Annotated in this window: 22 protein-coding genes and 1 pseudogene; 8 read left to right on the top strand and 15 right to left on the bottom strand. The window is 73.5% G+C overall.

Features of this window, described 5'->3' with window-relative positions:
• The first annotated feature begins 157 nt into the window (after positions 1 to 157).
• Positions 158 to 625, top strand: coding sequence for a hypothetical protein (locus ABT026_RS08465; RefSeq protein WP_351113333.1), 468 nt, complete (start codon positions 158 to 160; stop codon positions 623 to 625).
• A 101-nt stretch (positions 626 to 726) separates the two neighbouring features.
• Here ABT026_RS08465 and ABT026_RS08460 read toward each other — a convergent pair whose 3' ends face one another.
• Positions 727 to 1,542 (bottom strand): PaaX family transcriptional regulator, encoded by an 816-nt coding sequence (locus tag ABT026_RS08460; RefSeq protein WP_351113332.1) that lies wholly within the window; start codon positions 1,540 to 1,542, stop codon positions 727 to 729.
• A 97-nt stretch (positions 1,543 to 1,639) separates the two neighbouring features.
• Positions 1,640 to 2,614, bottom strand: a complete 975-nt coding sequence (locus ABT026_RS08455) for a helix-turn-helix domain-containing protein (RefSeq protein WP_351113331.1) — start codon at positions 2,612 to 2,614, stop codon at positions 1,640 to 1,642.
• Positions 2,615 to 2,833: 219 nt separating this feature from the next.
• Here ABT026_RS08455 and ABT026_RS08450 point away from each other — a divergent pair, with 219 nt between their 5' ends.
• The 3 genes from ABT026_RS08450 to ABT026_RS08440 all read left to right on the top strand — a co-directional run bounded on the left by ABT026_RS08450 (position 2,834) and on the right by ABT026_RS08440 (position 6,799).
• Positions 2,834 to 4,054: an arginine deiminase gene (locus ABT026_RS08450; RefSeq protein WP_351113330.1), complete on the top strand. Its 1,221-nt coding sequence runs from the start codon at positions 2,834 to 2,836 to the stop codon at positions 4,052 to 4,054.
• A gap of 85 nt (positions 4,055 to 4,139) precedes the next feature.
• Positions 4,140 to 5,150 carry an ornithine carbamoyltransferase gene (argF, locus tag ABT026_RS08445; RefSeq protein ID WP_351113329.1) on the top strand — a complete coding sequence of 337 codons (1,011 nt, stop codon included), beginning with the start codon at positions 4,140 to 4,142 and terminating at the stop codon, positions 5,148 to 5,150.
• Positions 5,151 to 5,368: 218 nt separating this feature from the next.
• A complete protein-coding gene (locus ABT026_RS08440) occupies positions 5,369 to 6,799 on the top strand; it encodes an amino acid permease (RefSeq protein ID WP_351113328.1) in 1,431 nt (476 codons plus the stop codon).
• A gap of 185 nt (positions 6,800 to 6,984) precedes the next feature.
• On the opposite strand, the gene ABT026_RS08435 is transcribed toward ABT026_RS08440, so the two are convergent.
• Positions 6,985 to 7,953: a helix-turn-helix transcriptional regulator gene (locus tag ABT026_RS08435; RefSeq protein WP_351113327.1), complete on the bottom strand. Its 969-nt coding sequence runs from the start codon at positions 7,951 to 7,953 to the stop codon at positions 6,985 to 6,987.
• 83 nt (positions 7,954 to 8,036) lie between these two features.
• On the opposite strand from ABT026_RS08435, the gene ABT026_RS08430 reads away from it, so the two are divergent.
• Positions 8,037 to 8,429: a VOC family protein gene (locus ABT026_RS08430; RefSeq protein ID WP_351113326.1), complete on the top strand. Its 393-nt coding sequence runs from the start codon at positions 8,037 to 8,039 to the stop codon at positions 8,427 to 8,429.
• Between the two features lie 15 nt (positions 8,430 to 8,444).
• Here the strand turns inward: ABT026_RS08430 and ABT026_RS08425 are convergent, their stop codons facing one another.
• Positions 8,445 to 10,265: a flavin-containing monooxygenase gene (locus ABT026_RS08425; protein WP_351113325.1), complete on the bottom strand. Its 1,821-nt coding sequence runs from the start codon at positions 10,263 to 10,265 to the stop codon at positions 8,445 to 8,447.
• A gap of 221 nt (positions 10,266 to 10,486) precedes the next feature.
• Here ABT026_RS08425 and ABT026_RS08420 point away from each other — a divergent pair, with 221 nt between their 5' ends.
• Positions 10,487 to 11,524, top strand: a complete 1,038-nt coding sequence (locus tag ABT026_RS08420; protein ID WP_351113324.1) for an SMP-30/gluconolactonase/LRE family protein — start codon at positions 10,487 to 10,489, stop codon at positions 11,522 to 11,524.
• Positions 11,525 to 11,747: 223 nt separating this feature from the next.
• Here ABT026_RS08420 and ABT026_RS08415 read toward each other — a convergent pair whose 3' ends face one another.
• The 7 genes and pseudogenes from ABT026_RS08415 to ABT026_RS08385 all read right to left on the bottom strand — a co-directional run bounded on the left by ABT026_RS08415 (position 11,748) and on the right by ABT026_RS08385 (position 18,293).
• A complete protein-coding gene (locus tag ABT026_RS08415; RefSeq protein WP_351113323.1) occupies positions 11,748 to 12,341 on the bottom strand; it encodes a TetR family transcriptional regulator in 594 nt (197 codons plus the stop codon).
• A gap of 164 nt (positions 12,342 to 12,505) precedes the next feature.
• Positions 12,506 to 12,970 (bottom strand): annotated as a pseudogene (locus tag ABT026_RS08410) (DUF6099 family protein); the annotation flags it as partial.
• A 220-nt stretch (positions 12,971 to 13,190) separates the two neighbouring features.
• Positions 13,191 to 13,523: a nucleotide pyrophosphohydrolase gene (locus ABT026_RS08405; RefSeq protein WP_351113321.1), complete on the bottom strand. Its 333-nt coding sequence runs from the start codon at positions 13,521 to 13,523 to the stop codon at positions 13,191 to 13,193.
• Positions 13,520 to 14,731 carry an AAA family ATPase gene (locus ABT026_RS08400; protein ID WP_351113319.1) on the bottom strand — a complete coding sequence of 404 codons (1,212 nt, stop codon included), beginning with the start codon at positions 14,729 to 14,731 and terminating at the stop codon, positions 13,520 to 13,522. The genes ABT026_RS08405 and ABT026_RS08400 overlap by 4 nt, the downstream gene beginning before the upstream one ends.
• A 120-nt stretch (positions 14,732 to 14,851) precedes the next feature.
• On the bottom strand, positions 14,852 to 15,247 hold the full coding sequence (locus ABT026_RS08395) for a cell division protein SepF (RefSeq protein WP_351113318.1): 396 nt from the start codon (positions 15,245 to 15,247) through the stop codon (positions 14,852 to 14,854).
• Positions 15,248 to 15,421: 174 nt separating this feature from the next.
• On the bottom strand, positions 15,422 to 16,297 hold the full coding sequence (locus tag ABT026_RS08390) for a hypothetical protein (RefSeq protein WP_351113317.1): 876 nt from the start codon (positions 16,295 to 16,297) through the stop codon (positions 15,422 to 15,424).
• Positions 16,298 to 17,186: 889 nt separating this feature from the next.
• The gene (locus ABT026_RS08385; RefSeq protein ID WP_351113315.1) at positions 17,187 to 18,293 is read right to left on the bottom strand and encodes a glutamate--cysteine ligase 2; all 1,107 of its coding nucleotides are present in this window, start codon (positions 18,291 to 18,293) and stop codon (positions 17,187 to 17,189) included.
• 199 nt (positions 18,294 to 18,492) lie between these two features.
• Between ABT026_RS08385 and ABT026_RS08380 the strand changes: the two genes are divergently transcribed.
• On the top strand, positions 18,493 to 19,950 hold the full coding sequence (locus tag ABT026_RS08380) for an aminotransferase class I/II-fold pyridoxal phosphate-dependent enzyme (protein WP_351113314.1): 1,458 nt from the start codon (positions 18,493 to 18,495) through the stop codon (positions 19,948 to 19,950).
• Between the two features lie 112 nt (positions 19,951 to 20,062).
• On the opposite strand, the gene ABT026_RS08375 is transcribed toward ABT026_RS08380, so the two are convergent.
• From ABT026_RS08375 to ABT026_RS08365, 3 genes are read right to left on the bottom strand one after another with little or no spacing between them, the layout of a single operon-like run.
• On the bottom strand, positions 20,063 to 20,698 hold the full coding sequence (locus tag ABT026_RS08375) for a LutC/YkgG family protein (protein ID WP_351113313.1): 636 nt from the start codon (positions 20,696 to 20,698) through the stop codon (positions 20,063 to 20,065).
• Positions 20,695 to 22,296 (bottom strand): lactate utilization protein B, encoded by a 1,602-nt coding sequence (locus ABT026_RS08370; protein ID WP_351113312.1) that lies wholly within the window; start codon positions 22,294 to 22,296, stop codon positions 20,695 to 20,697. Before ABT026_RS08370 ends, ABT026_RS08375 begins: the two co-directional genes overlap by 4 nt.
• On the bottom strand, positions 22,293 to 23,066 hold the full coding sequence (locus ABT026_RS08365) for a (Fe-S)-binding protein (RefSeq protein ID WP_351113311.1): 774 nt from the start codon (positions 23,064 to 23,066) through the stop codon (positions 22,293 to 22,295). Before ABT026_RS08365 ends, ABT026_RS08370 begins: the two co-directional genes overlap by 4 nt.
• Before the next feature lie 159 nt (positions 23,067 to 23,225).
• Between ABT026_RS08365 and ABT026_RS08360 the strand changes: the two genes are divergently transcribed.
• Positions 23,226 to 24,902, top strand: a complete 1,677-nt coding sequence (locus ABT026_RS08360; protein WP_351113309.1) for an L-lactate permease — start codon at positions 23,226 to 23,228, stop codon at positions 24,900 to 24,902.
• 52 nt (positions 24,903 to 24,954) lie between these two features.
• Here ABT026_RS08360 and ABT026_RS08355 read toward each other — a convergent pair whose 3' ends face one another.
• Positions 24,955 to 25,719, bottom strand: a complete 765-nt coding sequence (locus ABT026_RS08355) for a FadR/GntR family transcriptional regulator (RefSeq protein ID WP_351113308.1) — start codon at positions 25,717 to 25,719, stop codon at positions 24,955 to 24,957.
• Positions 25,720 to 25,811 lie beyond the last annotated feature (92 nt).

The following is a 25,811-nucleotide window of genomic DNA, read 5'->3' as shown; positions in this document are numbered from 1 at the left end:
GACCGGGCCCCCGCGCCGGTGGCCCCGCGGCTGTAGCCCCGCGTGCGCCCGCCGGCGGGGGGGGGCGGGGCGGGGGGGGCCCCCCCCCTCCCGGCCCGGCCGTCTCGTACGCGCGGTGCGGGTACCCTCGGGCCGCCGGTCGTTCAGGGGGGTGGGCATGATGCCGAGGCCGTCGATCGACGAGGCCATGGGGCTGCTGGAGGCGGAAGTGCGGGCGGGGCGGCGGGCAGGCGCGTGCCTGGACCTGGAGGCCGCCTGGGAGGCCTTCCTGCGCTTCGGCCGGCAGCTGTTCGACGTCTCCGACGCCCCGGACGGCGACGGGCTGCTGTTCCAGTACGGGACGTACAGCTTCGAGGGTCCCCCGGCGTTCACGGTGGACCTTGTGCGTCAGTTCGAGATCTTCGACGCCGAGGGCGACCACGCCGCATTCGTCCAGGTGCACTGCGAGGTCCGCTTCGACCCGGAGCCCGCGCTGGAGGCGCTGGGAAGCTTCACGTCGTGGTTCTTCCACGACGGCGGCCAGGATCTCGACGCGTGGGCGCGGGAGGTGACCGGGCGGCCGGCCTGGGCCGTGGCGTGTGCCCGCACGCCGACCGGAGTCCTCGTGTACCAGGAGGGTGTGTAGCCCGCTCGGGTCGCCGGTTCGACCGCCGCGCCCCGTCGCCGGGTGGGGCCCGCACCTCACGATGTCGCCATGTCGACACCTGGCCCGGGGGCGGCCGGGGTTCAGTCCGTCGGCATGACGAACCGGGACGCGCCCTCGCGCAGGCGGTCGCGGAGGGCGTGGAAGAGGGCGGTGGCTCGGGGGCCGGGCCAGTCGGGCGGGAGCAGGCGGGGCGGGAGGCCCGGGTCGGCGTAGGGGAGTTCGCGCCAGGCGTCGAGGGCGAGGAGGTAGTCCCGGTAGGCCTCCTCCGCAGGGGTGTCCTCCCGCTGTTCCCAGGCCCGCAGCATGCCGGTGTGGCGGGCCAGGAAGTCCTGGTAGCGGGCGGCGATGGCGTCCAGGTCCCACCAGCGGGCCACCGCCTGCTCGGTGGGCGTGTAGCCGAGGTGGTCGCCGCGGAAGAGGTCCACGTAGCGCTCGAGGCCCAGGCGACTGAGGGAGTGCCGGGTCTCCTCGTGGACGCGGGCGGGGGCTATCCACACACCGGGGGCGGCGGCCCCGAAGCCCAGGCGGGCCAGCCGGGTGCGCAGCACGTGGCGCTGCTGCCGCTCGGTCTCGGGAACGGAGAAGACGGCCAGCAGCCAGTCCTCCTCGTCGGACGGGGCTGCGTGCACCCTGCGCCCGGTGTCCTCCAGCAACTGCCGGGCGCCGGGCGACAGTTCGTACCCGGCGGCGCCCGTGGCGGTGCGGGCGGGGACGAGCATGCCGCGCCGCTTGAGCCGGGAGACCGCGGACCGCACCGAGGGGGCGTCGACGCCGATCGCCGCGAGCAGCCGGATCAGCTCCGCGACGGGCAACGGTCCGGGCAGGTGACGGCCGTACGCGCCGTAGAGCGTGACGATGAGGGAACGGGGAGCGCGTTGGTCGGACACGTTGATCATTTTAAAGGGCCGGAGATGACGGAGTGTCACGGGGGGCGGCCCTGACCTGGGCCGCCGTCCCCGTCGCGGCGCAAGCGGCCGTCCGCCGCCGCGCCGCTCAGGCCCAGCCGAGGCGCGCGGCCTGGAGGCCCAGCTGGAGCCGGGTCTGGGCGCCGGTGAGCTTCATCAGCTGGCCCACCCGGCGCTGCACGGTGCGCAGGGACAGGCCGAGGCGGACGGCGACCGCCTGGTCGGTGAGCCCGGCCACCAGCAGGCTCATGATGCGGGCGTCCGTCTCGTCCAGGGCGCTCGGCGAGGACTGCACGGCCGTCCCGGCCCGGGGCACGGTGAGGCGCGAGCTGCGGTGCCAGACCAGTTCGAACAGACCCGTCAGGGCGTCCAGCAGCCCGCTGGGCCGTATCAGGAGGGCGCCGTCCGCGGCGTGCCCGCGGCCGCCCATCGGCACCATGGCGAGCTCCCGGTCGGCGATCATGAGCTTGACCGGGACCGAGTCGGTGACCCGCACCTCCTCGCCGGCGTCCACGGCACGTTCCAGCTCCTCGACGATGCCGTCGTCCTCCTCCAGCATGCGGCGCTCGAGGACCACCCGGTAGGCGACACCGCGGGCGGCCGCGGCGGCCTCGGTGGCGGTGTTCTCGGCGGTGGAGACGAAACGCGCGGGGGCCTGCACCAGGCCGAGGATCTCGCTGCGCGCGCCGGTCTGGAGCTGCTCCAGCCGCTGCCGGGTGGCCTCCGTGCCGCGGACCACGTCCAGGACGTCGGAGGAGGACCGCTCGGCCATGGTGGCCCGGTACAGCTCCTCCAGGGAGCCGAGCTCGAGCTCGGCCAGCCGGAGCGCGTTCTGCTGGCGCACCAGCATCGAGCCGAGGGCGAGCCGGGGCGGGGAGGCGCTCAGCCGGCCGGGCGCCTGCCCGTTGCGGGCGGCCAGGCCCAGCGCCTCCAGGCGGCCCATCAGCCGCGCGGCCTCGCCCTCCGGCACGCGCAGCACGCCGGCCAGCTCCGCGGCCGAGCAGGAGGGGCGACGCAGCAGCTCACGGTAGGCGTCCGACTCGTTCTCCGTCAGTCCCAGCACATCCTGGATCATCGTGGCCCCCCACTGGATCGCCTCCCGCCCGGGCACGGCGGGTTCATGCCATGTCGTAATGCCGCAACCTCGCACGGATCCCGCCTGGCGTAAAGCGCCGTCCATGGCGTGAAACACACCCTCGGCAGGCACGCGGGTACCCGCAAGCCGGGGGAAGGGACCCTCCGGCAGGGATGAAAGGGCCTGGTCGGGGTCAGGATCAGTGGCATGGGATTTCACGTCGACTCAGAGACCGGCCGCCTGCGCCGGGTCGTTCTGCACCGCCCCGGCCTGGAGCTGAAGAGGCTCACCCCCAGCAACAAGGACGACCTGCTGTTCGACGACGTCCTCTGGGTGCGCCGCGCCCAGGCCGAGCACGACGCCTTCGCCTCCGTGCTGCGCGAGCGCGGCGTGGCCGTGCACCTCTTCGGCGACCTGCTGACCGAGACCCTGTCCGTCCCCGAGGCCCGCACCCTGGTACTCGACCAGGTCTTCGACGACCGGGAGTTCGGCCCGCTGGCCACCGACCACCTGAGATCGGTCTTCGAGGCGCTGCCGTCCGAGCGGCTGGCCGAGGCGCTGGTCGGGGGCATGACCAAGCGGGAGTACCTGGACGAGCATCCGGAGCCGGTCTCCATCCGGTTCCACGTGATGGAACTGGACGACTTCCTGCTGAACCCGCTGCCCAACCACCTCTTCACCCGCGACACCTCCGCCTGGATCTACGACGGCGTCTCGATCAACGCGATGCGCTGGCAGGCGCGGCGCCGGGAGACCGTGCACTTCGAGGCGCTCTACCGGCACCACCCGCTGTTCCGCCGTGAGGACTTCCACATCTGGTCGCAGGGCCACGCGGACTATCCCTCGACCATCGAGGGCGGCGACGTGCTGGTGATCGGCAACGGGGCGGTCCTGATCGGCATGAGCGAGCGGACCACCCCGCAGGCCGTGGAGATGATCGCGCGCAAGCTCTTCGCGACCGGTTCGGCCCGCACCGTGGTGGCGCTGGACATGCCCAAGCGGCGGGCGACGATGCACCTGGACACGGTGATGACCATGGTGGACCGGGACACCTTCACCCAGTACGCGGGCCTGGGCATGCTGCGCTCCTACACGATCACGCCGGGCGGCGCGGGCCGGCTCGAGGTCGCCGACCATCCGCCGGAGCACATGCACCGCGCGATCGCCGCGGCGCTGGACCTGCCCGAGATCCGGGTGCTCACCGCCACCCAGGACGTCCACGCCGCCGAGCGGGAGCAGTGGGACGACGGGTGCAACGTGCTGGCGGTGGAGCCGGGCGTGGTGGTCGCCTACGAGCGGAACACCACGACCAACACGCACCTGCGCAAGCAGGGCGTGGAGGTGATCGAGATCCGGGGCAACGAGCTGGGCCGCGGGCGGGGCGGCCCGCGCTGCATGAGCTGTCCGGTGGAACGCGATCCGGTGTAGGGTCTCGCTTTCCTCGACGCCGTGAATAATCATTCTTGGTGTCGTATAGAATTCCAGAGTCCCCGCAGCAGTCCAGGAGCTCGTGATGCCTTCCCTTCCCTCCGCCCTCGCCGGTCGCAGCTTCCTCAAGGAGCTGGACTTCACCCGTGAGGAGTTCCGCGGTCTGGTCGAGCTGGCCGCCGAGCTGAAGGCGGCCAAGAAGGCTGGGAGCGAGACCCCGTACCTGCGCGGCCGCAACATCGCGCTGATCTTCGAGAAGACCTCGACGCGCACCCGCTGCGCGTTCGAGGTCGCGGCCGCCGACCAGGGCGCCTCCACCACCTTCCTGGACCCGTCCGCCTCGCAGATCGGGCACAAGGAGTCGGTGAAGGACACCGCCCGGGTGCTGGGCCGGATGTACGACGGCATCGAGTACCGCGGCGACAGCCAGGCCAAGGTGGAGGAGCTCGCCGCGCACGCCGGCGTGCCGGTCTTCAACGGCCTCACCGACGACTGGCACCCCACCCAGATGCTCGCCGACGTGCTCACCATGACCGAGCACTGCGCCAAGCCGCTGGAGGAGATCGCCTTCGCCTACCTGGGCGACGCCCGCTTCAACATGGGCAACTCCTATCTGGTCACCGGCGCCCTGCTCGGCATGGACGTGCGGATCGTCGCGCCGCGCTCCTACTGGCCCGACGAGGAGATCGTCGCCCGCGCCCACAAGCTGGCCGAGATCAGCGGCGCCCGCGTCACGCTGACCGAGGAGGTCGCCGAGGGCGTCCGCGGCGCGGACTTCGTGGCCACCGACGTCTGGGTCTCCATGGGCGAGCCCAAGGACGTGTGGGGCGAGCGGATCGCGGCCCTGTCGCCGTACGCGGTGACCATGGACGTGCTGCGCGCCACCGGCAACCCGGACGTCCGGTTCCTGCACTGCCTGCCCGCCTTCCACGACCTGGGCACCGAGGTCGGCCGGCAGATCCACGCCGAGTACGGCCTGGACTCGCTGGAGGTCACCGACGAGGTCTTCGAGTCGGAGCACTCCGTGGTCTTCGACGAGGCCGAGAACCGCCTGCACACCATCAAGGCCGTGATGGTCGCCGCCCTCGGCCGGTGACACGGCGCCCGGCCGGTGACACGGCGTCCGGGACGACGTAATCTCGTCCCCCGCATGCCCGGCATGCCCCGCACCACCTGACTGACCTGCTGATACGCCCCGCAGCCGTCGTGCCGCGGGGCGTGTCGCCGGGCGGCGTGGAACCATCCCTTCCGTGCCGTCCGACCAGCGACCCACCCCGTCGCGTACCGCACCACCGAGAAACGAGCACCACCCGTATGCCCGCTCCACGCGTCAAGTCGTCACGCCTCCTGATCGCCGAATCCGGCCATGACCTCGAGGGTCACGGTCTGAAGCGGACGATGAGCCTCTTCCACCTCATCTGCTTCGGCATAGGCGCCGTGGTCGGCACCGGCATCTTCGTCGGGCTGTCCGACTCGATCGCCGAGGCCGGTCCCGCGGTCGTCGTCTCCTACGTCCTCGCCGCGATCACCTGCGTCTTCACCGCCTTCTCCTTCGCCGAGCTCGGCGGCGCCATCCCGGTGGCCGGTTCCTCGTACTCCTTCGCCTACGCCGGTCTCGGCGAGACCTGGGCCTTCCTGGTCGGCTGGTGCCTGCTCCTGGAGTACGGCATCTCCATCTCCGCGGTCGCGGTCGGCTGGAGCGAGTACGTCAACGAGCTGCTCGACAGCCTGCTGGGCTTCCAGCTCCCCGCCGCCCTCTCGCACGGCCCCACCGAGGGCGGTCTGGTCAACCTCCCCGCCGTGGTGCTGATCGGCCTGGCCACGATGCTGCTGGTGCGGGGCGTCCGGGAGAGCGCCCGGGCCACGGCGGTGATGGCGGTCGTCAAGCTCGTCATCCTGGTCGTGTTCTGCGTGGTCGGCTTCACCGCCTTCCAGGACGGGCACCTCAGCCCCTTCGCCCCCGAGGGCGTCGCGGGCATCGGCGCGGCCACCTCGGCGGCGTTCTTCTCCTACATCGGCTTCGACGCCATCACCACGGCCGGCGAGGAGTCGCGCAACCCGCGCCGCGACGTGCCGATCGCGATCCTGGTCTGCATCGGCCTGGTCACCGTCCTGTACTGCGCGGTCGCCCTGGCGGCGATCGGCGCCATCGGCTCCGAGGAGGCGGGCAGCCGGCCGGCCGCGCTGTCCCACGTGGTGAACACCGTCACCGGCTCCGACATCGGTGGCGCGGTCATCGCCTTCGGCGCGGTCGTCGCGATCGCCTCGGTGACGCTGGCGGTCACCTACGGGCAGAGCCGCATCCTGATGTCGATGTCGCGCGACGGCCTGATGCCGCGGGTCTTCGAGAAGGTCTCCCCCAGGACCTCGACGCCGGTGACCGGCACGGTGATCATCGGCGTGGTCTTCAGTCTGGTCGCCGCGTTCGTGCCGCTGGGCGGCCTGATCGACCTGTCCACCATCGGCACGCTGGCCGCGATGGCCGCGGTGAACATCGCGGTGATCACGCTGCGCCGCCGCGAGCCGGAGCTGGAGCGGCCGTTCCGGGTGCCGCTGGGTCCGGTCCTGCCGGTGCTGGGCGTGCTGTTCTGCCTGTACCTGATGTTCGAGACGGGCTGGGAGACGTGGGTGCAGTTCGCCGTCTTCCTGGCGGCGGGGCTCGCGCTGTACCTCGGGTACGGGCGCAAGCACTCCGTCCTGGGCTCCCGCCCCACCGAGGAGCCCCCCGTCCTCGCCGGCCGCTGACCCCTCGACCGCCGTCCCCCCACGAAGGGCCGCCGCTCCCAGCCGGAGCGGCGGCCCTTCGCTGTCGCGGGGGCTTCGCCGGGGCGGGTCCTGTGCCGTCGCGGGGGTTCCCGGCGCCGGCGCCGCTGCGGCTGGGGCTCCGCCGGGCCCGGCTTCGGCGTCACCGGGCTCGGTTGCGGCTACGGCTACGGCTCGCCGACGGTCCCGTTGTCGGTGGCCAGCGCGTGGACGCGGCGCAGCAGCGCCTGGCGCACCTCGTCGGGGGCGAGGACCCGCAGGGGGCAGGCCAGACCGAGCAGGTAGGCGGCGAGCCCGTCCGCGTCGGGACCGCCGATGTCGACGACGGTGGCGTCGGGGCCGTCGGGGCGGTGGGCGCCGACCGTCGGCGGGACCAGCCGCAGCGCGCGGTCCATGGGCAGCGGGAGGCGGACGGTCACCGTGCAGGGGTAGGCGCCGGCCGCGATCGACCGGGAGACGAGCAGCGCGGGGTCCGGCGGGTCGGCGAGTTCCACCGCCCGCCCGCTGATCGGCCGTATCCGCACCACCCGGTCGGCCCGGAAGGTCCGCCACTCGTCCCGCGCCACGTCGCGGGCGACGAAGTACCAGCGGCGCCCGGTGTGCACGAGGCGGTACGGGTCGACCTTCCGCAGGGTGGCCCTGCCGTTCCTGTCCCGGTACGCCAGGTCGGCCCGCTCGGCGCCGCGGCAGGCGTTGGCCAGTTCGCGCAGTGTGCCGGGGGCGATCTGCGGCTCGTCGGGTCGCGGCGTGTGGACGAAGGCCGCGTCCATCTCGCCGAGCCGCTCCGCGACCCGCGGCGGGAGGACCTGTCGCAGCTTCAGCAGCGCCGACAGCGCCGCCTGGTCCCCGCCGAGGACGCCGCTGTACGCCGCCTCCCGCAGCCCGACGGCCACCGCCAGCGCCTCTTCGTCGTCGAGCACCAGGGGCGGTACCCGGTTGCCGGGCCGCAGGCGGTACCCGCCCCAGGGACCGGGGTCGGACTCGATCCCGTAGCCGAGCTCCCGGAGCCTGGCGACGTCCCGGCGCACGGTGCGTCCGGTGACCGCCATCCGCTCGGCCAGTTCGTCACAGGTCCACGACGGTCTGGCGGACAGCAGGGACACCAGACGCAGCAGGCGGGCCGAAGTGCTGATCACATCGCGAAGTCTTCCGCATCACGCCGCGCAGCAGGACGCATCCAGGACCGAACCTGTCCTGGTCCCGTCGTACCGTCCCCGCCATGAACACCAGCACCGGAGAGACTTCCGTACCCGCCGTCCGCTTCGCCGCCGTCACCTTCGACTGCCCCGACCCCGCCGAACTCGCCAGCTTCTACAGGCAGGCCCTCGGGCTCCCCGTCGGCTACGAGAGCGAGGACTTCGTCCTGCTGGGCGAGAAGGGATCGCCCGGACTCGGTTTCAACCGCCTGGCCGACTACCGGCGTCCCACCTGGCCGGCCCCCGACCAGGAGAAGCAGGCGCACCTGGAACTCGGCGTCGACGACCTCGACGCCGCCCAGGCCCGCCTCCTCGCCCTGGGCGCCGTCGAGCCCGGCTCCCAGCCGCAGCCGGACCGCTGGCGGGTCCTCCTCGACCCGGCCGGCCATCCCTTCTGCATCACCACGTTCGCCTGACCTGCGCCTGAGGGGTCAGGGGGTCCCGGGGGCCTTCGGGGAGGTGCGGGGGCGGAGCACCTGCCCCAGGGACTCCTCGCGCCAGCGGCGGAGCAACTCGTGGAAGGCCACCGCCCCGTGCGGGTAGGCGGACGGGCCGTTCGGGCGGCCCTTCCCCTCACGGTTGTAGTAGCCGGGGGTGCACTCCGCGTGGAACCACTCGTGGTCCGGCCCCTCCTTCGCCAGCAGGGCGAGCCAGTCGTCCTCGGCCTCCCGGGGCGGCTCGATCAGGGCGCCCTGCGCCTCGGCCGCCGCCACCAGCGCGGCGGCGTGCACGGCCTGCTCGTCGAGGACGTGGGTGAAGTTGACGCCGGCGGCGTTCTGCAGCGAACCCATCTGGAGCAGGTTGGGGAAACCGTGACTGGTGAAGCCGTGCAGCGTGCGCGGCCCCCGGGCCGCCCAGAGGTGCAGCAACTGGGCGCCGGCGCGGCCCTGGACGGCGAGCCTGCCGGAGAGGATCCCGGAGACTCCGACGGAGAAGCCGGTGGCGAAGACCAGGCAGTCCAGGGCGTACTCCTGCCCGCCGACCACCACGCCGCTCGCGGTGACCCGCTCGATGCCGTGGGTGTCCGCGGTGTCCACCAGGGTGACGTTGTCGCGGTTGAACGCCGGGTAGTACAGGTCGGAGAAGGTGGGGCGCTTGCACGCGTACCGGTACCAGGGCTTGAGCTTCTCCGCGGTGTCCGGGTCGGCGACGGCCTGCTCGACGCGGGCGCGTATCTCGTTCATCTTGGCCGCGTCGGCCACCTCGTAGGCGGTTTCGAACGCCTCCCGGTCGCCCTGGCGGCGGAAGCTCGGCAGCAGCTTTTCCAGGAGGGCAGCCGACTCCGTCCAGCGGTCCGCCACGAGGTCCTGCTCGACGGGCTCGCCGGAGACCACCCGCAGGAAGTTCTCCCGCCGCTCGCGCGCCCACCCGTCCCGGTCGGCGCCGACGTCCTCGGCGGCGGTGCGGCGGTTGCCGCGCACATCCACCGTCGAGGGGGTGCGCTGGAAGACGTACACGTGGCCGGCGTCCTCGGCCAGCATGGGGACGACCTGCACGCCGGTGGCTCCGGTGCCCACCACGCCGACCCGCTTGCCCGCCAGACCTGTCATCCCGCCGTCGGGACCGCCGCCGGTGTAGGCGTAGTCCCAGCGCGAGGTGTGGAAGGTGTGGCCCTCGAAGGTCTCGATGCCCGGCAGGGCGGGCAGCTTCGGCTCGGAGAGCGTGCCGGTGGCGGTGACCACGTAGGTCGCCCGGAACGCGTCGCCCCGGTCGGTGGCCACGATCCACACCTCGGCGTCCTCGTCCCAGGTGAGGGAGGTGACCTCGGTGGAGAACAGGGCGTCGTCGTGGAGGCCGAAGCGTTCCGCGATGCGTACGGCGTGCCGCCGGATCTCCTCGCCCGGCGCGTACTTCCACTCCGGCACGTACCCGGTCTCGTCGAGCATCGGCAGGTACACGTGGGACTCGATGTCGCAGTGGACGCCCGGGTAGCGGTTCCAGTACCAGGTGCCTCCGAAGTCGCCGCCCTTCTCGACGATCCGCACGCGCTCCACGCCCTGCCCGCGCAGGCGGGCCCCGGCGAGGATGCCGCCGAAGCCGCCGCCCACGACGGCGACGTCCACCGTGTCGCGCACCGGCTCCCGCTCGGCCGGCCCGCCCGCCCAGGGGTCGGCCGCCCAGTGGTCGAACGCCGCGTCGGCGCCCCGGTACTGGCTCGCACCGTCGGGCCTGATCCGCCGCTCGCGCTCCTGCCGGTAACGCTCCCTCAGCCGGGCGAGCTCCTGCGGGGACGGGTCCTGACGAGTCGTCATACGGGACACCCTCGATTCTGTGAAGTCCGTTACGAAGAAGCCGACTTGAGATGCACGGGGAAGCGTTTCCCCGGCCCCGGAGGCCGGACGTCCGCTACCGTACCCCCTACCGGACAACGCTGTCCGGTTCCCCCAGCGAGGGCACGGTGACCGAAGCGGACCGGACCGGAACGGAACGGACCGGACCCGGGCCGGGGACCGTGCCGGACAGGAAGGCCCTCATGCAACGTCTCCCGATCCGGTGCCTTGCCGGGTTCGCCGCCGCCGGCCTGCTCGCCGCCCTCGCCGGGTGCGGCACGACCCCCGCCTCGTCGTACGTCTCCCCCGGCGACCGGACGGTGGCCGCCGCCTCAGGTCGCACGCTGCCCGCCAAGAAACTCATGCGGCTCACCGAGGTGCACGCGCAAACCGGCATGACACTGCTGGAGGGGCCCACCTTCGACGAGACCGGCCGCCTGGTCGTCGTGGACGTCACCGCGCCCGCGGGCGAACCGAAGGTGATACGCGTCGACGTCCGAAGGAAGACCTCCGAAGGACTCCACACCGACGGCACCGGCGCCTACACCTCGGCGCAGTTCGGCCCGCACGACGGGCGGCTCTACCTCACCGACTTCGCCACCGGCCGGATCGTGAGCCTCGCCCCCGACGGCGGCGACCCGCGGACCTTCTTCTCCGGCGAGGTCGACGGGGCGCCGATGAACCCGGACGACCTCGCCTTCGACCCGGAGGGCAACCTGTACGTCAGCGACTCCCGCGGTTACCGGCAGGGCAAGGCACAGGGCCGCGTGGTGCGGATCGACCACATGACGAAGGAGGCCACCGTCCTGGCCGACGGGATGGCGGCGACCAACGGCATCTCCTTCGACGAGAACTACCGCGGGCTGTGGGTCAGCGAGCTGACGGAGAACCGGATCTCGTACTTCCTCCTGGACGGCAAGGGAGCGGTGGCCTCCCGGCACACCGCCGTCCGGGTCGACGGCGGTGTCGCGCAGACCGACTCGATCGCCGTGGACGCGGACGGCAACCTCTACCAGGCCCTGCACGGCCGCCCCGCGATGGCGGTGTACGACCGCAACGGCGAGCGCCTGGCGACCGTCGAGGTTCCCGCCGCCGACGCGCGGGGGCTGGAGTCGGCCACCAATGTGGCGATCGCGCCCGGCGGCAGGAAGGCCTACATGACGGTGAGCGGGCCCGCCGGCGGGTACGTCTACACCTTCGAGGCGCTCGCCGAGGGCATCCGGCAGTCCAACGGCGGCTGACACCCGTCGGCGAGAGCCGTCCCGTTCGCGGGAGCCGGCCCGCCACGCGAGAGCCGTCCCGTTCGCGGGAGCCAGCCCGCCGCGCGGGAGCCGGTCCGCCGCGCGGGACGGCTTCCGGCCGATGCGCGGGGCGACTTCCGGCCGGTGCGCAGGGCGGCTCCCGGCAGGTGCGCGGGGCGCGGCGCCGGAGCTGAGGGCGACGCGGTGCGCGCTCCCGGCGGGCTCAGCCCTCGAAGGGGCGCACCGGTCCCACATCGAGGCCGAGCAGCCGCCAGGCCGCCAGCGCCCGGCGCTCCCGCTCCTCGCGGGTGAGGCCGGTGACGGCGCCGGAGACCATGGCCACGGCCAGCATGATCTCCTCCGCCGCCGCGGGCCGGGGGCCGGACGGCAGGCTCTGCGCCACGGCGCGCTCCACCCTCCCCGCCAGCGCGAGGGCGCAGGCGCGGCCCTCGGTGCGGCAGGTGGAGGCGCCGTCGGCGCGCAGCAGGTCGATGAAGGCGGCGGACTCGGTCAGGTGCCAGGTCAGCACGCCGAGCACGCCGGCGAACGTGGCGTCCTCGGCGGCGGCCGCCCGCTCGATCTGCCGGACGTTCTCCTCCAGGACGGCGGCGGCCACCGCGGCCCGGTCGGGGAAGTGGCGGTACAGGCTGCCCTGGCCGACGCCGGCCCGGCGGGCGATCGCGGAGAGCGGGGCGTCCAGACCCTGGGCCGCGTAGACCTCGCGGGCGGCGGCGATCAGGGCGGCGCGGTTGCGGGCGGCGGCCAGCGGCCCCTGGTTGGCGGGTCTTCGCTCCTCCGGCGTGGGTGGTCGCGTCACCCCGGAAGGGTAACCGGGCGCGCCGCACCTCCTTGGGCCTCACCGTTTCCCTGGCCGGCAGGCTCCCCTCGCCCCGCGCCGCGTGCGGACCCGCGTCCCCCGGGTCCGTTTCCCCCAGGTCCGTCTCCTCCGCGCCCACTGCTCCCGGGTCCAGGTCCGCCTCCCCCCGCGCCGCTTCCCGGGAACGCGCCGTCCGGGGACAGGCGTCGGATCATCTGCAGGACGCGGTCGCGGGACTCGTCGGCGGCGTCGATCGCCTCCATGCACTGCCAGTACGTGTCGTCGTCGGCTGCCGCGGGGGCGAGGCCGATCATGGCTATGCCCGCCTCGGACAGCAGCTCGCCGAGCTGTTCCAGCACCTCGGAGGGGTCCCCGAGCGAACTGAGCCGGGCCGCCCGCAGGTGTTCGGCACCGAACGGGGCCTGACCGAGCACCCCGCAGCCCCGCCCGGCCAGCTCGGCCAGGCCTATCGCCTCACCGCGCAGCTCCGGCGGTCCGTGGACGGCCAGGCGGCTGCCGACCGCCTGGGCCAGGGCATGCGCCTGCCAGACCTCGGCCACCACGGCCTTGGGTTCCTCGCTGACCGCCAGCGCGCGTCTGCCCGCCTCGATGAGTCGCACCGCATCCATCCACGCCGCCCCGTTTCGCTCCGCGTGCCCCCGCGCACGCCGTATCGATTCCACTACCCAGAGTGAAGGGTCGGGCACGGTTACGCCAGACCATGCCGGAAATCTGTGGAAAACTCTGCGGGAACGGCCCGCTCCACAACTCCGGAGAGTGAAGGCGCCGCCGCGACGGCACCGGCGACCCCGGTCCCCCGCCGCCGAGCCGCGCCCGCCGCACGCGGCTTCACGCCCCCGGTACGGGGAACCTCTTCTCGTTCCGTCCGATCTTCGCATCCAGCGCCGACAACGGGTCCACACCCAGGGCCGCGCACAGTTGCAGCAGGTAGGCGAGCACGTCCGCGACCTCGTCCTCCACCCGGTGCGCCGTCTCCGGGTCCTCCATCACCCGCTCCGACTGCTCGGGCGTCAGCCACTGGAAGATCTCCAGCAGTTCGGACGCCTCCACGCTGAGCGCGGCCGCCAGGTTCTTGGGGGTGTGGAACGGCTCCCAGCGGCGTGCGGCGGCGAACTCGGTCAGCCGCCGCTGCAGCGCGGCGAGTTCACGATCTCCAGTCATGGCGCCAGGTCTACCACCCGCGCCGACTCGCCGCCGTCCTCGCCCTCCACCCACGACAGGTCGTTGACCGCGCCCACCAGCCGGATGTGGCCGCGCTCGCACATCCGCGCCGCGAGGGCCAGCAGTTCGCGGCGCTGTCGGGCGTCGAGTCCCTGCCCGAAGCCGTCGGCGAGGACGGTGAGCGTCTGGAAGGCCTCCGGCACGTCGACGGTGTCCACCTCCAGCACGCCCGGCCCGGTGAGCAGTACCAACGCCAGTGCGATGTACCGCAGTTCACCGTCGCCGAGGCGGGCGAGGTCGGTGCGGGCGCCGTCGCCGCGGTCGAGCAGGGCGCGTACCCGGCCGTCGGTGGTCCGCTCGGCGAACAGGTCGGCCACCGGGCCCGCGCAGCCGGCGCGGACCGCGTCGACCAGCAGCCCGTGCCGCCGCCCGCACTCGGACCGGGTGCGGAACAGGACGTCGGCGAGGTTGTCGCAGCCGCGCAGCAGCCGCCCGGTGCCCAGCGGCACGGCCGAACGCATCCGCGCAGGGCGCGGGTCGCAGACGAACACCGACCTCAGCGCGACCACCATCTGCTCAGCGGCCGTGAGCACCCGGCGCTGCCCCTCGGTCTTCCCCGCGACCCGCAGCGGCAGCAGCGCCGTGCCGAGCCGGTCGTCGGGGAGCGGGGCGCGGGTGACCGGGGCGGCGCCGGCGGTGTGCCAGGCCGCCTGCACGGCGCGGCGGCCCGGGTCGCGCAGGGCGGTCTCCAGCAGGACCAGCCCTTCGCTGCTCAACCGCTCCCCCACGATGCGCAGTTCGGGCTCGACCTGCACGGCGACGTCGAGCCGGACCGGCCCTTCGGGCCCGTCGGCGGTGCAGCCGATGCGGAAGCCGCGGCGTCCCTGCTCGTCGGGGCGGGCGCGGTCCGGCACACAGGAGAGGGCGTCGGGGAACGCCTCCTTGAGTTCCGCCCCGGCGGCCAGCCGGGCCAGGGCCTCGTAGGCGCGCAGCACACCGGACTTGCCGCTGCCGCTCGGTCCGGCCACCAGGGTGAACGGGGCGTCCAGCGGGACGCGCAGCCGCCGGTGCGAGGCGAACGCGGACAGCCGCAGTTCGGTGACCCGGGCCCGGCCGACGACGGCGCGCTGCGCGGGGACCCGCGCCGCCTCCGCGTCGTGCGGGACCGGGGAGGGGGGCGGGACGTCTGACGGCCTGGACACGGTCATGCCCGGACCGTAGGCGGGAGCCGCGGCGGCGAACCGTTCCGCCCGGTCCGGCTTCCTACGATCGGGGGACGCGGTCAGCGCCGCCGGTGGCATCACCCCTGCTGGGAGAGGGAAGGGCGGCTACGGCCGGGGGCCGCCGAGGCCTTCCATCAGGCCTTGGACCTCGACGCCGTTCGGGGTGCACAGGAAGACGTTCCGGTCGACGCGGTGCATCGAGGCGCCGAGGCCGAACACCACGCCGGTGGAGAAGTCGAGGACGCGTTTGGCGACGTCGCTCTCGGCCCCGGAGAGGTCGAGCAGGACGGGGGCGCCCGCCATCAGGGTCTCGGCGACCTCGCGCGCGTCGGCGAACACGTTCACCCGGAGCACGACGAAGCGGCGGCGTGGTTCGGCGGCCTCCACCGGAAGGGCTCGGTGGTCCACCTGGGAGGGCCACGCGTCCCTGCCGCGCAGCGGGACGACCTCGGCCAGGCCTTCCCACTGTTCGTCGGTGACGTCGTGCCTGCGCCTGCTCATCACCGTCGGTCCCCCGCGTCATGTCCGGATGGTCGTTCCGGACCCATTGTGGCGCGCGCTCACCCGTTCGGCCGAACCGACGCGCGGACGGAGGTGACGGTTCTTTCGATCGCGCCCCGACCACCGGCGACGGCCCGGACCGGACGTCCTCCGGCCTCGCCGCTCAACCGTGTCTCAGGGTGGAACGGCGGAGCTCGTCGGCCGGGCAGGCACACCGGCACGGTCCAGCACAGCGGCCGCCTCGTCGGCGGGGAGGGCCGGGTTGGCTCCCGCGCTGGAAGCCAGTTCGGGAACATGCAGCGCCTTGAGGAGCCGGTGGACCGGAAGGCGCGGGTCGCCGACCGCGGCCCGGCGTGTCCGGACGTCGGGGTCGTGGCTGAGCCGTTCGATCAGCTCCGGCGTGGCGGCCGGGTCCCGGACGGCCAGTCGCCGGTGGGCGCCGTCCGGATGGTCCGCGAAGCGCGCGGCGAGGCCCTCGCGGGGAAAACGGGGGTGGGTATCCGCCATCCAGGCCGAGAAGGTGCCGCCGAGCCGCGCGTACACGCGCATCAGGACCTCCTCCGGGGCGTCGGGGTGGTGGACGCACAGGTGGGCCTCCACCAGAGGGTCCTCGGTGCGGGCGAGCAGGTGCACGAGGTCGGGCGGCAGGTGAGGGCTGCGGGCCGCGGCGCGCCGGAGCAGCGGATGGGCGGAGGTCGCGGCCCGTCGCAGCACCTCGGGGTCGGCGAGCCCGTCCCGCACCCACTCCACCTCCCCCCTGTCCAGGGGCCCGACGGTGAAGTCGATCGCCATGCGTCGCCTCTCGTCCAGCTCCGCTCCGAGGGACACCGCGAGCCGCACGGACGCGTCGGGGTCGGCGGCGAGCCGCTCCACGAGGTCGGCGGGCAGCGACGGGTTCTCGGCGAGGGCGGCCGGGTGCACGCGTTCGGCGACGCACCGTTCGGCGTCGGCGCGGTGGAGGTGCCCGTGGCGCAGCGCCTCGGCGGCGGACGTCGGATCGCGCAGGAGCCGGGCGGTGACGTCCGCGTCCCGTCGGCACTCCTGCAGCACGGCAGCCCGCCGCACCTCGGGGGCGGGGTCGGTGAGCAGTGCCGACCGCTCGTCCGGCGGCAGTGTCTCCCAGGCGCGCGGACCGCGTTTCGGCGCGCCGCCGGATCGCGGTGCGTGGCCAGGGAGGCTGTGAACGACGGCGTGAGATGGGGGGACTTCAGCAGAGCCGTCCGTACGGACGGGTCGGGGTCGTCGAGCAGGCGGGCGCACACCCGGTCCGGCAGCGGCGCGACCGTCGTACGCGGGTCACGCTCCTCGGGTCCGGACGCGAGAGCGGCTCGCACCTCGCGGGACGGGTCGGCCACGAGCCGGGCCCGCCGGCCGGGCTCGGCCCTGGGGCTGGTCGCGAAGTCGACGCGAGCCCCCGGATCGGGGTGGGCCAGGATCACCGCGACGGCCTCTTCGGGGAGCCCGGCCCTCCGGCGGGCGTGGCGCGACGGGCCGTCACCACTGTCGTCGAGGGCGAGCAGGCGCAACAGCAACGGTGTCGGCAGCGCGGGGTTGCGGGCGACTCCGTCCAGCGCCGACTCGTGGGGCGTGCGCATGGTCCCCCCGATGTCCGCGTCGGTCGTCCCGCTGCCTCTTCCGCCCGACAGGGACGGCATGAACGTACTGGTCACCCGGCTTCCCCGGCAACGGCAACGGCAACGGCAACGGCAACGGCAAGAGCAACAGCAACAGCAACAGCAACAGCAACAGCACCGGCGACCCGCTCACGCGGTGTCCTACCGGGCCGACGCGGAGCGTTCCCGGCCCGCACGGTCCTCTTCGCGGCGCCCCCGCGCGGTTCCGACGAACCCGTGGACCGCCGACGGTTCCGCGCCTCCACTGCGAAGCCCCCGGCCGGGGCGGACCGGGGGCTTCGGGATCGAACGGCGGCGCGTAAGGGTCAGCGGGCGCCGGGCTCGGCGGCGGTGCGGCGGACGGACTCCAGGACGACGTCGCGCAGGCTCCCCGTCTTCTCCCACACCTCCCACTGGACGCGGGCGCCGTTGCCCTCCTTGAAGAGGCGGTCGACCGTGCGGTGGGCGAGGTCGCGGTCGCCGGTGTCGCCCAGTGCCTCGTCCAGGTGCTCGAGCAGCGCGTCGGCCACCTCGCGGGCGGGGGCGGGGCGGAAGGTGAGCGGGTGCAGGAGGTCGCCGTCCAGGCCGGAGCGGGAGGCCTGCCAGGCGGCCAGCTTCATCAGGCTCACGCTGGCCGGCGAGGCGGGTTCGGCCCCGGAGCGCCACTGCCTAGCGGCGGTCTCCACCAGGCCGCGGGCCAGCGCCGCCATCAGCACGGGCGTGTCCGCGTCCATGCACACGTCGGAGACGCGAATCTCGACGGTGGGGTACGCGTCGGAGAGCCGGGCGTCGTAGTACGCCATGTGCCGGTCCAGGATGGCCCCGGTGGCGACCATCGCGTCGGTGCGCCGGTGGTACTCCTCGGGGGTGCCGAACGGCTCGGTCGGGCCGGCCGAGGGCCAGCGCTCCCACACCTGGCGGCGGTAGCTGCGGTAGCCGGTCTCCTTGCCCTGCCAGAACGGCGAGTTGGCGCTCAGCGCGGTGAGCACGGGAAGCCAGTTGCGTATGCGGTCCAGGACCGCGACGCCCTCCTCGTCGGACTCCACCGAGACGTGCACGTGGCAGCCGCACACCATCTGCTCCTGGGTGGGCAGCCCGTACCGCTCGACCATCCACCGGTAGCGCTCGCTGGTGCTGACCTTGGGGCTCACCGGCAGCGGGGAGGTCGCCAGCGCGGTGACGGCCGCGCCCGTCCCGGCGGCGTGCCGGGCGGCATCGGCCCGCCAGCGGACGATCTCCTTCTGCAGCTCCGCCAGCGAGGACTGCGGATGCGTGGCGAACTCGAGCATCTGGCCGTGGAGCTCCTTCTCGAACACGTCGGAGTCCGCGGGGTCGCGCTCGGCACGGGCCAGCACGGCCGCGGACAGGGCGCGCGGGTCGCCCGTCTCCGGATCGACCAGGAGCAATTCTTCTTCGACGCCGACGGTGCGCACGGGGGCCTTTCTCTCGAGGGGGTTTCCCTCGTGTTCCCGGGGGTTCCCGCGATCAGTCCTCACCCATTCCCGGCCGGTTCGCACCCCCGCCCGCCCCGCGCGCGCCGTCGCCGCGCGGGCCCGGCGTTTGGCCCCCGGGAGCAGGGCGACCCGTACACGGTGGCCCTATCCGGTCACCGGACGTGAAGGAGGAGGACCCGTGGACCATTCGCGCGTGCCCGTGCTGGAGGCGCTGGAGGATTTCCGCCGACGAGGGGACGTGGTGTTCGGTCCGCCCGGGCACCGCCAGGGGCGCGGGGCGGATCCCCGGGTCAAGGAGATCCTCGGCGAGGGCGTCTTCGCCTCGGACGTGCTCGACATGAACGGGCTCGACGACCGGCGCCTGTCGCAGGGCGTGCTCAGCGACGCGCAGGAGCTGATGGCCGACGCGGTCGGCGCGGACCAGGCGTTCTTCTCCACCTGCGGCAGCTCCCTGTCGGTGAAGACGGGCATGCTGGCGGTGGCCGGGCCCGGCGAGAAGCTGCTGATCTCGCGGAACTCGCACAAGTCGGTGATCGCCGCGGTGATCATCAACGGGGTGGTGCCCGTCTGGGTGCACCCGAAGTTCGACGCGGAGCGGCACCTGGCCCACCCGCCGGAGCCGGACGACGTGCGGCGCACCCTCCAGGAGCACCCGGACGCCAAGGGCATGCTGCTGATCACGCCCACCAGCTGGGGTTCCTGCGCCGACATCCGCGGTGTGGCGCGGGTCTGCCACGAGTACGGCGTCCCGCTGATCGTCGACGAGGCCTGGGGCGCCCACCTGCCCTTCCACCCGGAGCTTCCGGCCTGGGGCATGGACGCCGAGGCCGACATGGTGATCACCAGCGTGCACAAGATGGGCGGGGCGATCGAGCAGAGCTCGGTGTTCCACCTGAAGGGCGACCGGATCTCCGCCGAGGTGCTCAAGCAGCGCGAGGACCTGCTGGGCACCACCAGTTCCTCCTCGCTGGTCTACGCGACGCTGGACGGCTGGCGGCGGCAGATGGTGGAGCAGGGCGAGGAGCTGCTGGGCACGGCGCTGGCCCGCGCGCGGCGGATCCGCGAGGCGGTGACCGCGACCGACGGGCTGTCGGTGATGGGTGAGGAGATCGTCCGCCAGGGGCTGGCCTTCGAGCACGACCCGCTGAAGCTGAGCATCGACGTCCGGGAGCTCGGCATCACCGGCATGCAGGCGGCCGAGTGGCTGCGCACCACCTGCCACGTGGACATCGGCTCCGCGGACACGGTGCGGATCTGCCCGCAGATCACCCACGGCGACGACGACCGTGCCGAGGCGCTGCTGGTGGACTCGCTGCGGCGGCTGGTCAAGGAGGCGGGCACGCTCGAGCGGCCGCCGCGGGTGAGTCTGCCGGCGCCGGGCGACCTGGAGCTGGAGCAGGCGATGCGGCCGCGCGACGCCTTCTTCGGCAGCGTCGAGCACGTGCCCGCCGCCCGGGCCGTCGGGCGGGTGGCCGCCGAGACGATCACGCCGTACCCGCCGGGCGTGCCGGCGGTGGGCCCCGGAGAGGTGATCACGCAGGAGGTCGTGGACTACCTCACCAGCGGCGTGAAGGCGGGGATGCTGCTGCCGGACGCCGCCGACCAGAAGCTGGAGACCTTCCGCGTGGTCGCCTGACCCGGAGCACCCCCTTCACCGGCGGCATCCGGCGGACCAAGGGCGGCGCGCGGGGCGGGCGCCGGACCGAGCGCCTCGGTGCGACGCCCGCCCCGCGGCGCCCCGCCGCACCTCAGACGTCGGTGCGGACGATCACCTCAAGGGTGCGGGGCCCGTGCACGCCCTCGACCCGCTCGAGCTCGATGTCCGAGGTGGCCGACGGCCCGCTGATCAGGGTCGTCGGCCGCTCGGGCACCAGGCGGGCGACCGCCTCCGGCACGCCGGCCACCACCGAGGACAGGTCGACCACGCACACGTGGAGGTCGGGGACGAGGGACAGCGCGCGCCGGCCCTGGGCCGGGGACCCGTCGAGGAAGATCGTGCCGGTCTCCGCGCAGGTGACGGCGGAGGCGGTCACCACACCGTCGAGGTCGTCGAGCAGGGGCGCCGGGACGTCCGTGGAGTCCTGCCGGACCTCGCCGTCGAAGGCGGCGAGCCAGGCGGGGTCGAGTCCGCCGGGGACGCCGACGCGGCGCGCGCCGCGCTCCCGCAGGACCTCGGCGACCGTCTCGGCGGTGCGGTCCGCGGTACAGGTGCGGACGCCCGCCTTGTAGTCGACCAGGCGGTCGGTGAGCAGGGCCAGCAGTTCCTGGTCGGGGAGGGTGCGGCCGGTGCGGTAGGCGCGTTCGACGGTCACCTCGCCCGGTTCGGCCAGGGCGAGCGCGTCGCGGATCCGGCCGAGCACCGTCTCGCGTGCGGTCGGGGTCACCGTGTCTCCTCGTTGCCGTCTCGGTTGCCGTCGCGATCGCCGTCCCGGTTGCCGTCGCGGTCGCGGCGGCCCTCCTCCGCGGCCTCGCGCAGGGTGGCGGCGCCCTCCTCGGAGGCCAGCCAGGACCGGAAGGTCTGCCGCGGCGGGGCCGGGAGGTCGCGGCTGTCGGTCCAGCCGTCGAAGGGCGGCGGCAGGTGGGAGACGACCCCGTCCCGGCCGGCGATCAGCCGCCCGGGGCCGCCCGCGGCCTTCTGGGCGGCGGTGTACAGCGCGGGTCGCTTCATCACGGCGGCGGCCGCCTTCATCGCCAGCTTCTCGGCGGTGGTCCCGGCCTGCTCGGTGTGCTGGTGGCGCAGCTCGACCAGCAGCGACGGGATGTCGATCTTCACCGGGCAGGCGTCGAAGCAGGCGCCGCACAGGCTGGAGGCGTACGGCAGTGAGCTGTTGGGGTCGTTCTTCGCGACGTCCATGCCGGCCAGCTGCGGGGTCAGGACGGCGCCGATGGGGCCCGGGTAGGTGGAGCCGTAGGAGTGGCCGCCGGTCCGCTCGTACACCGGGCAGACGTTGAGGCAGGCGGAGCAGCGGATGCAGTTGAGGGCCTCGCGGCCGATCCGGTCGGCCAGCGCGGCGGTCCGCCCGTTGTCCAGCAGGACCAGGTGGAACTCCTCGGGGCCGTCGCCGGGGGTGACGCCGGTCCACATCGAGGTGTACGGGTTCATCCGCTCGCCGGTGGAGGACCGGGGCAGCAACTGGAGGAAGACCTCCAGGTCCTGGTAGCGGGGCAGCACCTTCTCGATGCCCATCACGGTGATCAGCGTCCGCGGCAGCGTCAGGCACATGCGCCCGTTGCCCTCGGACTCGACGACCGAGAGGGTGCCGGTCTCGGCGATGCCGAAGTTGGCGCCGGAGACGGCGACGGGCACCGTCATGAACTTCTCGCGCAGGTAGGCGCGGGCGGCGGCGGCGAGATGCGCGGGCACCGCGTCCAGCCCGGGGTCGACGCCCGGGATGCCGGCGCGGAAGATGTCCCGGATCTCCTCGCGGTTGCGGTGGATGGCGGGGACCAGGATGTGCGACGGCTTGTCGCCGGCGAGCTGCACGATCAGCTCGGCCAGGTCGGTCTCGTGGGCGGCGATGCCCCGGCTCTCCAGGTGCTCGTTGAGACCGATCTCCTGGGTGGCCATCGACTTGACCTTGATGACCTCGTCGCTGCCGGTCGCCTCCACGAGGCGGGTGACGATCTCGTTGGCCTCGACGCCGTCGCGGGCCCAGTGGACGGTGCCGCCGCGCTCGGTGACCTTGCGTTCCAGCTGTTCCAGCAGCTCGGGCAGCCGGTTCATGGTGTCGGTCTTGATCGCCGCGCCGGCCTCCCGCAGCTGCTCCCAGTCGGGGAGTTCGCCGGTGACCGCGAGCCGCTTGCCGCGGATGGTGCGGGTGGCCCTGGTGAGGTTGCGGCGCAGCTGGTCGTTGCCCAGCTCGTCGTGGGCGGCCCGGGGGAACGTGCGGTCGCCGCGCAGGTTGCCGGTGCCGTAGGGCGAGCGGGGCGGGACGGCGGGCAGGCCGAGGAAGGTGGAGCCGCCGGCCGGGCTGCTGTTCATCGGGCGGCCTCCGGCTGCGGGAGCTGGTGGGGGGCGGTGCGGGTGGAGGCGAGGATCTGCGCCAGGTGCAGGGTGCGGGTGCCCGCCTTGATGCGGGACAGCCCGCCGCCGATGTGCATCAGGCAGGAGGAGTCCCCCGCGGTGCAGACGTCGGCGCCGGTGGAGCGGACGTGGTCCAGCTTGTCCCGCAGCATGGCGGCGGAGGTCCCGGCGTTCTTCAGGGCGAAGGTGCCGCCGAAGCCGCAGCAGGCGTCCGCCTCCGGCAGCTCGACCAGGTCGATCGCCTCGACGGCCCGCAGCAGCTGGAGCGGCTTGTCGCCGACGCGCAGCATCCGCAGGGAGTGGCAGGTCGGGTGGTAGGTGACGCGGTGCGGGAAGTACGCGCCGACGTCGGTGACGCCGAGGACGTCCACCAGCAGCTCGGAGAGCTCGTACGTCTTCGCCTTCACGGCGGCGACCTGGGCGCGCAGGGCCGCGTCGCCGTAGCGCTCGGCGACGATCTCGTGCTGGTGGCGGACCGAGCCGGCGCAGGAGCCGGAGGGCATGACCACGGCGTCCAGGGAGGCGTCGCCGAACTGCTCGGCGAAGTTCCGCACCAGCGGGACCGGCTCGCGCTGGTACCCGGTGTTGACGTGCATCTGGCCGCAGCATGTCTGACCCGGCGGGAAGACCACCTCGTGGCCCAGCCGGGAGAGCAGCACGGCGGTCGACCTCACCGCGTCCGGGAAGAGCGTGTCTCCCAGACAGGTGGCGAAGAGCCCGATCCGCATGGAAACTCCCGTCGTATGGTCCGACCACATTAGGCCGGGGCTCCATCGAAGTAAAGCGGTCCGACCTTATTGACATAGGACATTTTCGATGTCGTACTGATGCCCGCCAGCGGCGGAACCGAGCCGGTGGCGTTTCGCGGTACCGAGGAGGAACAGCCCGTGCCCATCGCGCCACCACCCGCCGTACTGGCCGCCTACACACCCGACGTGACCGCCGTCGGGGACAGCCTGGCCGCCACCGCCCTGCTGGGTCTGTTGCCGCTGGCGACCTTCTTCGTCCTGCTGATGGCGGCCAAGCGGTCGGCCCTGGTGTCCGCGCTCGGCGCGCTGGCGGCCGCCCTGCTGGTGGCCGTCCTGGGGTACGGGATGCCCGTGGGACTGAGCGTCCTGTCGGCCGGACAGGGCCTGCTCTTCGGCCTGCTCCCCGTGATGCTGATCGTCGTGGCCGCCATCTGGTTCTACCAACTGACCGTGGAGAGCGGCCGGTTCGACGACCTGCGGCGCTCCTTCAGCGCGGTGGGCCGCGGGGACCTGCGGATCCAGGCGATGCTGATCGCCTTCTGCTTCGGCGGTCTGCTGGAGGCCCTGGCCGGCTTCGGCGCGCCGGTCGCGATCACCGCCGCGATGCTGATGGCGATCGGTCTGCCGCCGCTGAAGGCGGCGGTGACCGTCCTGATCGCCAACACGGCCCCGGTGGCCTTCGGCGCCATGGCCATCCCGGTCACCACGGCGGGCAACCTGACCGGGATACCCCCGGAGGAGATCGCCTCGGTGGTGGGCCGCCAGACGCCGCTGCTGGCGCTGGTGGTGCCGACGCTGCTGCTCTTCCTGGTCGACGGCGTCCGCGGCGCCCGTCAGCTGTGGCCGATCTCCCTGGTCACGGGCGCCGTCTTCGCCGTGGCGCAGTACTGGTGCTCCTCGCACTTCGCCTACGAGCTGACCGACGTGGTCTCCGCCCTGGCCGGCTTCGGCGCCGCCGTGCTGATGCTGCGGTTCTGGAAGCCCGCGACCCCCGAGGACCAGCGCTCGCAGGTCGAGGCCGAGCCGCTCACCGCCCGCCGCGTCACCCTGGCCGTGCTGCCGTACCTGCTGGTCATCGCCGTCTTCGCGCTCGCCAAGCTGCGGGTGGGCGCGCTCGACGTACCCGCCTGGCTCGGGACCTTCGCGCTCGAGATCGAATGGCCCGGCCTGTACGGCGAGCTCGTCGCGCCGGACGGATCACCGTCGGGCAGCGCCCTCTACAAGCTGGACGTGCTCGGCAACCCCGGAACCCTGCTGATCCTCACCGGCCTGCTGGTGGTGCTGGTCTACAGCCGCGCCGCCGACCGGGACCGCTTCCCGATGACCGCGCGCACCGGCCTGGCGGCCGCCGTGAGCACCGTGCGGAACATGCGGGTCGCCATCGCCACGGTGGCCACCGTGCTGGCGCTCAGCTACGTGATGAACCAGTCCGGCCAGACGGTCGCCATCGGCACCTGGCTGGCGGCGGTCGGCACGATCTTCGCCCTGCTCTCGCCGATCCTGGGCTGGCTGGGCACCGCGGTGACCGGCTCCGACACCTCCGCCAACGCGCTGTTCGCCACGTTGCAGCAGACCGCGGGGAAGACGGCCGGCATCGACCCGACGCTGCTGGTGGCGGCGAACACCTCGGGCGGCGTGGTCGGCAAGCTGGTCAGCCCGCAGAACCTGACGATCGCGGCCACCGCGGTGGCCATGCCGGGCTCGGAGCGGGTACTGCTGCGCAAGGTCGCGGGATACAGCCTCGCCATGCTGGCCGTGCTGGGCGTCCTGGTGTATCTGCAGTCGCTTCCGGCGCTTGCCTGGATGCTGCCCTAGGCCGGCTGCCGCGGCGGCGGGCCGGGACGCGGAGCCCGGCCCGGCCCGCCGCTCAGGCGTCGCCGGTCTCCGGGTCCTCGTCGGCCCGCTGCTCGGGCTTCTCGTCGACGAGGGTGCCGTGGAAGCCGCGGATGTGCCGCTCCACCAGGTCGGCGGCGGCCGCGCCGTCGCCGGACCGCACCAGCCGCAGCAGGTCCGCGTGCTCGGCGGTGAGGGCGTCGGCCGTCGCCGGCCAGTCCTCGGTCGACTCCAGCGCCCGCAGGATCAGCGGACGCACCGACTCCCGCACCGCGGAGGTGAGGGTGGAGGTCAGCCGGTTCCCCGACGCCCGGGCGAACAGGACGTGGAACCGGGTGTCCAGTTCGTTGTACTCGTCGACGCCGATGCCCGGTGCACGCATCCGGGAGAGCACGTCCTCGGCCTCGGCGAGCTCCTCGGGCGAGGCGTTCCCGGCGGAGGCCTGGAAGCTGGAGCGCTCCAGCGTCACCCGGGCCTCCAGGACGTCCTCCAGGCTGTAGCTGCCGAGCGCGAAGTGCAGCCGCAGCAGCCGGCCCAGCGCGTCGTCCGGGTTGCGCACGATCCGCGCGCCGGCGTCCGGGCCCCGGCCCTGCTGGGCGACCAGCACGCCTATCGTCTCCAGCACCCGCAGCGCCTCACGCAGGGCGGAGCGGCTGACGCCCATCACCGGCGCCAGTTCCCGCTCGGGCGGCAGCCGGTCGCCGGCCTTGAGGTCGCCGGTGAACACCCGCTCCTCGATGCTCTGCAGCACCAGTTCGTGCGTACGGGCCTGCCGCACCGGCTGCCACTCGACCGACATGTAGCTGACTCCCTCTCGGACCGTCCCCGCGGCCGGACCCCGTGGTGTCGCGGTCCGCCGGTCCCCAATATGTCACAGAGACGCAATGGTAG

It is taken from the genome of Streptomyces sp. NPDC002734 (assembly GCF_040295685.1).
Classification (GTDB): Bacteria; Actinomycetota; Actinomycetes; order Streptomycetales; family Streptomycetaceae; genus Streptomyces.
This window is presented reverse-complemented; position numbering and strand designations above follow the sequence as displayed.